The sequence below is a fragment of the Prosthecobacter sp. genome, from assembly GCF_044222345.1.
Taxonomy (GTDB): Bacteria; Verrucomicrobiota; Verrucomicrobiia; order Verrucomicrobiales; family Verrucomicrobiaceae; genus Prosthecobacter.
Window position 1 is genome coordinate 1 of record NZ_JBGANL010000102.1, and the last position, 8303, is coordinate 8303.

General features: G+C 60.6%; 6 protein-coding genes. 2 read left to right on the forward strand and 4 right to left on the reverse strand.

The window, feature by feature from the left end:
* On the forward strand, positions 1–828 hold an 828-nt coding region (locus ACILSL_RS26075), incomplete at its 5' end, for a hypothetical protein (RefSeq protein ID WP_395735006.1).
* Between the two features lie 287 nt (positions 829–1115).
* Here the strand turns inward: ACILSL_RS26075 and ACILSL_RS26080 are convergent.
* The 3 genes from ACILSL_RS26080 to ACILSL_RS26090 all read right to left on the reverse strand — a co-directional run bounded on the left by ACILSL_RS26080 (position 1116) and on the right by ACILSL_RS26090 (position 4896).
* Positions 1116–1667 carry a glutathione peroxidase gene (locus ACILSL_RS26080; protein WP_395735007.1) on the reverse strand — a complete coding sequence of 184 codons (552 nt, stop codon included), beginning with the start codon at positions 1665–1667 and terminating at the stop codon, positions 1116–1118.
* A 63-nt stretch (positions 1668–1730) separates the two neighbouring features.
* Positions 1731–3902 (reverse strand): 1,4-alpha-glucan branching protein GlgB, encoded by a 2172-nt coding sequence (glgB, locus tag ACILSL_RS26085; protein ID WP_395735008.1) that lies wholly within the window; start codon positions 3900–3902, stop codon positions 1731–1733.
* Between the two features lie 10 nt (positions 3903–3912).
* Positions 3913–4896 (reverse strand): glycosyltransferase family 4 protein, encoded by a 984-nt coding sequence (locus tag ACILSL_RS26090; protein ID WP_395735009.1) that lies wholly within the window; start codon positions 4894–4896, stop codon positions 3913–3915.
* Positions 4897–5096: 200 nt separating this feature from the next.
* Here ACILSL_RS26090 and ACILSL_RS26095 point away from each other — a divergent pair, with 200 nt between their 5' ends.
* Complete coding sequence (locus ACILSL_RS26095) at positions 5097–5582, forward strand: hypothetical protein (RefSeq protein WP_395735010.1); 486 nt, start codon at positions 5097–5099, stop codon at positions 5580–5582.
* A gap of 31 nt (positions 5583–5613) precedes the next feature.
* On the opposite strand, the gene leuS is transcribed toward ACILSL_RS26095, so the two are convergent.
* The gene (leuS, locus tag ACILSL_RS26100) at positions 5614–8181 is read right to left on the reverse strand and encodes a leucine--tRNA ligase (RefSeq protein WP_395735011.1); all 2568 of its coding nucleotides are present in this window, start codon (positions 8179–8181) and stop codon (positions 5614–5616) included.
* Between the last annotated feature and the right edge of the window lie 122 nt (positions 8182–8303).

Genomic DNA, 8303 nt, shown 5'->3' on the forward strand with positions numbered 1-8303 from the left:
CTGGTGAAGTTTGAGGATCAGCAGCTCGTGAACATGGAGCAGTTCAGGGCGCTGGTGCGGGCGAAAAAGAAGGGCGATGTAGTCTCGCTGACTGTTATCACGGGCGGCAAGGAAACCACCGTGGCGGTCACGCTGGGCGAGCACCTGGTCGAGGCCAAAGAGCACCATCAGCATCATATGGGCGGGGTGCCGCCATACGGCATGCCTCCTTTCAATGAGGACATGTTCCGCAGTGGTGAGCAGCGCAGCTTCCAGAATCAGAACCATGCGCTGCGTGAGCAGTTCGAACGGCTGCGGAATTTTCAGAAGGAGCTGCGCGAATATCAGGAGCGCATTCAGCAGTGGTCGAAGGGCGGCAGCCAAGGCCCCATGCCCCAGGCGCCCATGCTCAACCTGCCCGGCCACGGCCAGCAGCCTGAAGGTGGTGGACGCCACCGCAACGGACCCCCGAATCAAACTGGCCTCTCCATTCCACCCGGCACCGATCTGCAGCGCTTCCATTTCTCCCAGTCTCAATCCGCCGCCAGTGTGCCCCGGCGTGACGATACCGGTGAGTACACCCTCAAGAACGAAGACGGCAAAAAGACCTTCATCGCGCGTCCGAAAACCGGTCAGGAACAGAGCTGGCCCATCAACAACGAGAAAGAACGCGAGGCCGTGCCGCAGGAGTTTCGCGAGAAGCTGCGCATGATGGATGGCGCGAACGGCGGCATCCGCATCGAGATCCATCCCCGTCCGGGCACGAGTGCACCGGGCCATCCTGCGCCTGCAGGGAGTGGGAATGCTCCGGCTTTGCCGCCGGTCAAAGCGCAGACGACTTCGGCGTAGAGGACGGCTTGTGGGAGTGCGGCTTGCAAACTAGTGCAGCGCCCCTGCCTTTTCACATTCCAAGGACGGCTCACCTTTGTGAGCGCCTGCGGGAGCTACAGACCCGAAGCTTCGGACCCGCACAGCGGTTCCCTACAAGCCCTGTGGCACGCGCTGCTCCTGGCCGTGCATAGGCCTGTATCAATTGGGCAAGGGATACTCTGATCCGATTCATCACATAAAAAAGCGGCGACAACTCATGGAGTCATCGCCGCTTGGATGAATCTAACTACGGAGCGCTTTCGACCTTACTTCGCTGCCAGGGCTTCTTTGATCGCGGCAGTGACTTCCGGGGAGTCTGGCTGCACCTTGGGCTCGAAGCGCTTGAGGATCTTGCCGTCTTTGCCGACGAGGAACTTGCCGAAGTTCCACTTCACATCACCCGGGAAGGGAGAGGTCGGGCCGCTGAGCACCTGGTAGAGCTCGCTCTTGCTGGGGCCTTTCACGGCCACCTTGTCAAACATCGGGAAGGTCACCTTGTACTTCAGGGAGCAAAACTCTTTGATCTCGGCATTGGTGCCGGGCTCCTGGCCGCCGAAGTCGTTGCAGGGGAAGCCAAGCACGGCCAGACCATCCTTCTTGAATTCCTGATTCAGCGCTTCGAGCTGCTTGTACTGAGGCGTGTTACCGCATTTAGAAGCAACATTCACAATGAGCAGCACCTTGCCCTGATAGGCCTTCAAGGAGGTGTCTTTGCCGTCGATGTCCTTCAGCGGCACATCGTAAACAGACTTGGGAGCGTCAGCCGCGCTGAGCGCAACGGCAAGGAGGAGGGAGGAAGCGAGGGTAAGTAATTTCATGGGACGACACCTACGCGCCAACCTTCGCTCCTCTTTGCAATAATCGCTTTCAAGCAGAGAACATCACCTTCCCAGCACGAGCGTGGCCAGAGGCGGCAGATCCACAACGATGCTCCAAGGCTGGCCCTGCCAGGGAGTCGGCTGGGCTTGGAAACCTGCACCAGCGCTGACGCCGGAGCCGGCGTAGTTTGGGGCGTCGCTGTTGAGGAGTTCGCGGTAGCTGCCGGCATCGGAAACACCGACTCGATAGCCTGGGCGAATCACGGGCGTGGCATTGACGAGGACGGTCACCTTGTCGCCGTCCGATGACGAGCGTGTGTAGGCGAAGATGCTGTTGTCGGCGTCGTTGGCGTCCAGCCATTGGAAGCCGCCGGGCTCATGGTCCTTGGCATAAAGCGCGGGACGGGTGGTGTAGAGGTGGTTGAGGTCTTTGACGAGCTTTTGCAGGCCGCTGTGCTCCTCGCCAAGGAAGAGATGCCAGTCGAGGCTGCCATCATGCCGCCACTCATTCCACTGGCCGAATTCGCCGCCCATGAAGAGGAGTTTTTTGCCAGGGTGCATCCACATCCAGGAGAGGAACATGCGGAGGTTCGCGAACTTCTGCCAGCGGTCGCCCGGCATCTTGTTGATGAGGGAGCCTTTGCCGTGGACGACTTCATCGTGGCTGAGCACGAGGATGAAATTTTCATCAAAGGCGTAGATCATGGCGAACGTGGCCTCCCCATGGTGGTACTTCCGGTGCACGGGGTCCTCCGCCATGTAGTGCAGGCTGTCGTTCATCCAGCCCATGTTCCATTTGAAGCCGAAGCCGAGGCCGCCGGTGCTGACGGGCTTGGAGACGCCGGGCCACGCGGTGCTTTCTTCAGCGATGATGGTGGTGCCGGGGTGCTTGGCGTAGCAGACGGAGTTCAGCTCGCGCATGAAGGCGATGGCCTCCAGGTTTTCGCGGCCGCCGAGGTGGTTCGGAATCCACTCGCCTGCGTTGCGTGAATAGTCGAGGTAAAGCATTGATGCCACAGCATCTACGCGCAGGCCGTCGATGTGGAATTGCTCCAGCCAGTAGAGGGCGTTGGAGATGAGGAAGTTCTTCACCTCATGGCGGCCGTAATTGAAGATGAGGGTGCCCCAGTCCTGATGCTCGCCGAGGCGCGGGTCCGCATGTTCATACAAGGCGGTGCCGTCGAACTTGGCGAGGCCGTGGGAGTCCTTCGGGAAGTGCCCGGGCACCCAGTCGAGGATGACGCCGATGCCGGCCTGATGGCAGCGGTCGATGAATTCACGGAACTCGTCCGGGTTTCCAAAGCGGCTGGTCGGCGCGAAATAGCCGGTGACCTGATAGCCCCAGGAGCCGTCAAAGGGATGCTCGGCAATGCCCATGATCTCGATGTGCGTGAAGCCCAGGTTTTTGACATACGGGATGAGGTCGTCCGCGAGTTCACGATAGGACAGCCAGCGGTTGCCATCTGATTCTTTGCGTTTCCAGGAGCCGAGGTGAACCTCGTAGGCGCTCATGGGGGCGTGGTAGAGATCACACTGGGCGCGGGTCTGCATCCACTCATTGTCGGACCAGCGGTAGCGCTCCATGTTGAAGACGAGGCTGGAAGTCAGCGTGCCATGCTGCGCGAAGACAGCGTAGGGATCGCTCTTCAGGCACATGTGGCCGTGGGCCCCCACCACCTCAAACTTGTAGTGGGTCAGCTCGGTGACGCCGGGGATGAAAATCTCCCAGATGCCGGCTTCAATGCGGTTGCGCATCACGTGCATGCGGCCATCCCAGCGGTTCCAGTCTCCCACCACGGAGACGCGCTGGGCATTCGGGGCCCACACGGCAAACTGACAGCCGACGATGCCGTGCACTGTCTTCAGCCTTGCGCCCAGCACCTCCCACAGGCGCTGATGGGTGCCTTCGCGGAAAAAGTATATGTCCTGATCTCCGAGCAGCAGGCCAAAGGAATAGGGATCGCTGCTGCGGGTGATCTCGCCATCGAACGGGGTCACTTCGAGCTCGTAGAGCCCCTTGGGTGTGACGGCTTCAAAGTAGCCGTCCTTGTGCAGCTTCTCGGCCACGATGCGTTCATTGCCCACAATGACCGCCACTTCCTTCGCGTAGGGCTGCACGGTGCGGACCACCTGCTTCCCTGCCCCGGCCTCATGCGCCCCGAGGAAGGCGAACACATTTGGATGGCGTGCAGCCAGCACGGATTCGATCTCGGCTTTAGGGGAATATTGGCTCATCTGATCTCATTCATGTATCGTTTCGACCGGAAAGCAACGGCTGTAGCATTTCGTGTACAATTCGTGACCAAGACAAGCGCATCATCATCTGACGCCGCGACTGCCGTGCCCGCACGCCTAGATGCGCCTTGATCTTTCGCGCCAGCCCCTTCGGTGAAGCTGTGAGCTTGAAGAACGTGGCCCCCACCGCCACCTCCTGGTGTGCAGGAATGAGCGAACAGAAAACAGGCAGGCCATGCAGCGCGGCCTCGATCAGCGGGAGACCATAGCCTTCCTGCGTGCTGGGAAAGAAAAGCAGGTCGGTCATCTGGTAGAGGCTGCGCACGTCATCATCTGACAAAGCACCTTCCAGGCCAAGAAAGCGCACGCGCCTCTCCACCCCCAGCTCCTTGGCCAGCGTTTGCAGCTCGCGGAAGTACTGCATGCCGTCCTTCTGATGGGGGTCCGGTGCAGCGGTGACGAGGTATAACGCCTCTGGTATCTCAACCAGCACGCGCAGACCAAACTCGATGTTCTTCCGCCGCACGAAACGTGCGGGCTGCAGCAGCACCGGGCCGGCATGTTCTTCAAGCTTCAGCGCCAGCACCCGCGGTGTCAGTCCCAGCACAGCGCCGGCATCGCAGCCGTTGGGAATGACGTGGATCGGCTCCTGCGTCACCTGCGCGTAGTCCTGCTTGCGGAATTCTGACACTGCCACATGCACGGCCTGCGGCACCTGGTCGCACCAGCGCACATCATGCACCCAGTTGATCCAGCGGATGTCCGGGCGGGAGCGTGTGAGTGCGATGAGCTCCTTGGTCCAGGCGAGGTCAAAGGGCATCGTAAACACGTTGTGCACGATGACGGCGTCCCACTCTGCCAGGCGCCATTCCGAGCGGGTCAGGATCTCCACCTCATGTCCTAGCCGCCGCAGCGCCGCAGCCTGCTCGCCGATGACACGTTCCACGCCACCGATGACAGGAGGCTTTGAGTAATGAAGGATGGCGATGAGCATGAATGAGAGAGGCGCACTGACAGGCTATGGTATTCAGGTTTATTTAAAGCAATCTCAAACTGCAAGACCTGCCCCCGCCGGGGATCAAATCATGAAGGCACACACAGGCCAGCAACGGCCAGATCATGCAGCACCCTTGGAAAAGAGTGTACGCATGATACTTGACACACCCATGTATTTTGACCTATTGACTCATCATCATGAAAACGACCGCACACCTGGCCTGGATTGTTTCTTCTCTCGTTCTCGTCGCCTTGATGCCCGCACAGGCCAAAGACGAAACGGTGCGCTTGTCCTACCCATCCAAGGTCGAGTCATCGAAAGGCAAGGAGCGCGAAAAGCTTTTCACCCCATGGATGCCCTACGACGCCCTGCGCGCCCAGGTCGACGAGAAGCGGGCCAAGGGGGAGCAGATCATCTTCTTTGAATACAATGCCTCGCAGACGCGCGCCATTTTTGCCAGCAAGCTCAAGCTGAGCGGACCCTACTCCCGCTGGTACATGACCACCGAGCAGGCCATGGAGGAAAAGCTCAACAGCGAGATCAAAGGCGGCCTCCAGCCCGCCTTTGTCGTGCGCAACACCTACGGCGGCTTCACCATGCTTTTCGTCTCCCCGGGAGATCTCGATTCCGTGCGTGCCCAGCTCAAGGAACTGGGCATCGGCGAGCCGAGGCTGAAAAAGTAACTCAGCCCCGGCTGACGCTGAACCGCACGGCTCACACCACGATGTTCACCAGCTTGCCGGGAACGACGATGATCTTCTTCGGCGTCTTGCCTTCCATGAACTCCTGCACGCGGGCGCTGGCGAGGGCGACCTTTTCGATCTCCTCCTTGGTGGCCTGAATCGGCAGGCGGGCTTTGTCGCGCAGCTTGCCATTGACCTGGAAGACGATCTCCACCTCGTCCTCGATGAGAGCGGCGGGATCGTATTTCGGCCAGGCGGCGTCGCTGAGCAGGCCCTGCACGGCCAGCGCGGGGAACTTGCTGGCGATGCGGGCGTTCAGATCTTCCGCGATGTGCGGGGCAAAGGGACTGAGCACCTTGAGGAAGGTGACAATGGCGGATGCGGGCATCACCTCTTCGGCCGTGAAGGTCTTGGTGCAGATCATCATCTGGCTGATGGCGGTGTTGAAGCTGAGTTTCTCAATATCCTCACCACATTTCTTGATGGTCTCATGCAGCGCCTTGGTGACCTGCTTGTTGGCAGGCACGTCCTGCAGTGCGGCGGAAACGCTCCACACGCCCTCTTCACTGACTTCCATGACCAGACGCCAGACGCGGGCGAGGAAGCGGTACACGCCCTCCACCCCCTTCATGCTCCAGGGCTTCACCTGCTCCAGCGGGCCCATGAACATCTCATACAGGCGCAGCGAATCCGCGCCGTACTCACGCACGACATCGTCGGGGTTCACCACATTGCCGCGTGACTTGGACATCTTCTGGCCGTCTTCGCCGAGGATGAGGCCCTGGTTCACCAGACGCTGGAACGGCTCCGGCGTGCTGACGTAACCGAGATCAAACAGCACCTTGTGCCAGAAACGCGCATAGAGCAGGTGCAGCACAGCGTGCTCGGTGCCGCCGACGTAGAGATCCACGCCGCCGGGCTTGCCGCCGCCCATCCAGTATTTCTCAGCCGCTTCGCCGACAAAGCGTTCGCTGTTTTGCGCATCGCAGTAGCGCAGGTAGTACCAGCAGGAGCCGGCCCACTGCGGCATGGTGTTGAGCTCACGCGTGGCCGTGGCGGAGTAGCGCACCCAGTCGGTGGCTTTGGAAAGAGGAGGCTCGGGCGTGCCTGTAGGCTTGAAGTCTTCCAGCGTCGGCGGCAGCAGCGGCAGCTCGCTTTCGGGAATGCTGCGGTGACTGCCGTCTTCCCAAACGATCGGGAAGGGCTCGCCCCAGTAACGCTGGCGGCTGAAGAGCCAGTCGCGCAGCTTGAAGTTGATGGTGCCTTGGCCCAGCCCTTTTTCTTCCAGCCAGGCGGCGATCTTCTTCTTGGCCTCAGGTGTGGAGAGGCCGTCAAGGAAGCCGGAGTTCACGGCGGTGCCGTGGTCCGTGAAGCCCTGCCACTCCTTGCCTTCGGGTGGCTGCACCACCTGCTTGACCGGCAGTTCAAACTTCTGCGCGAACTCAAAATCTCTCTCGTCATGCGCCGGCACGGCCATGATGGCGCCGGTGCCGTAGCCCATGAGCACGTAGTCAGCGGTCCAGATGGGGATCTGCTCGTTGTTGACGGGATTGATCGCATACGCGCCGGTGAAAACACCGGATTTTTCCTTGGCGAGTTCGGTGCGTTCCAGATCGCTCTTGCGACCGGCTTTCTCACGATACTCCTCCACAGCAGTGGCCTGCTCCTCCGTGACCAGCACGTCCACCAGACGATGCTCAGGGGCGAGCACCATGTACGTCGCGCCAAACAGCGTGTCCGGGCGTGTGGTGAAAACAGTGATCGTCTCTTCGCAGCCGGCTACCTTGAACTTCACCTCAGCACCTTCGCTGCGGCCGATCCAGTTGCGCTGATGCAGCTTGATGCTCTCCGGCCAGTCGAGACCGTCGAGTTCATCGATCAAACGCTGGGCATAGGCGGTGATGCGCAGCATCCACTGGCGCATGGGGCGGCGCTCCACAGGGAAGCCGCCGACTTCGCTCTTGCCATCCACCACTTCTTCATTGGCCAGCACGGTGCCGAGTTCCGGGCACCAGTTCACGGGCGCGGAGGAGACGTAGGCGAGGCGGCGTGAGTCGATCTCTTCGCGGGAAAGCCCCTTCCCTTCGAGTTCGGCGATGGGATGCGCTTTACCATCCTCACCAACATAAGAGTTGTACAGCTTCAGGAAGATCCACTGCGTCCATTTGAAGTAGCCGGGGTCGGTGGTGTTCACCTCACGGTCCCAGTCATAGGCGAAGCCAAGGCGCTTGAGCTGGCCGCGGAAGCCTTCGATGTTTTTCTCCGTCGTGGCGCGTGGATGCTGGCCGGTCTTGATGGCATACTGCTCAGCCGGCAGTCCGAAGGCATCCCAGCCCATGGGGTGCAGCACGTTGAAGCCGGACATCTTCTTGAAGCGGCCGATGATGTCCGTGGCGGTGTAGCCTTCCGGATGCCCGACGTGCAGGCCCGCGCCGCTGGGATAGGGGAACATGTCGAGCACGAAGTACTTCGGCTTCGAGGCATCGAAATCGGCATCGCCGGGATTCGGCGTGCGGAAGGCCTTCCTGGCCTCCCACACGTCCTGCCACTTGGGTTCAAACTCAGAGAATGGGAAGGCTTTGCGCTGCTCGCTGCTCATAGGGGGGGCGAAACAAGGCGAGGAGCGGTGAGTGGTCAAGAGAGCAGGAGCGCGGACTTTAGTCCGCAGCAGGTGGCATGCGCTGGGCGTGATGAACTACGCCGCAGGCTGCAAACAGCATG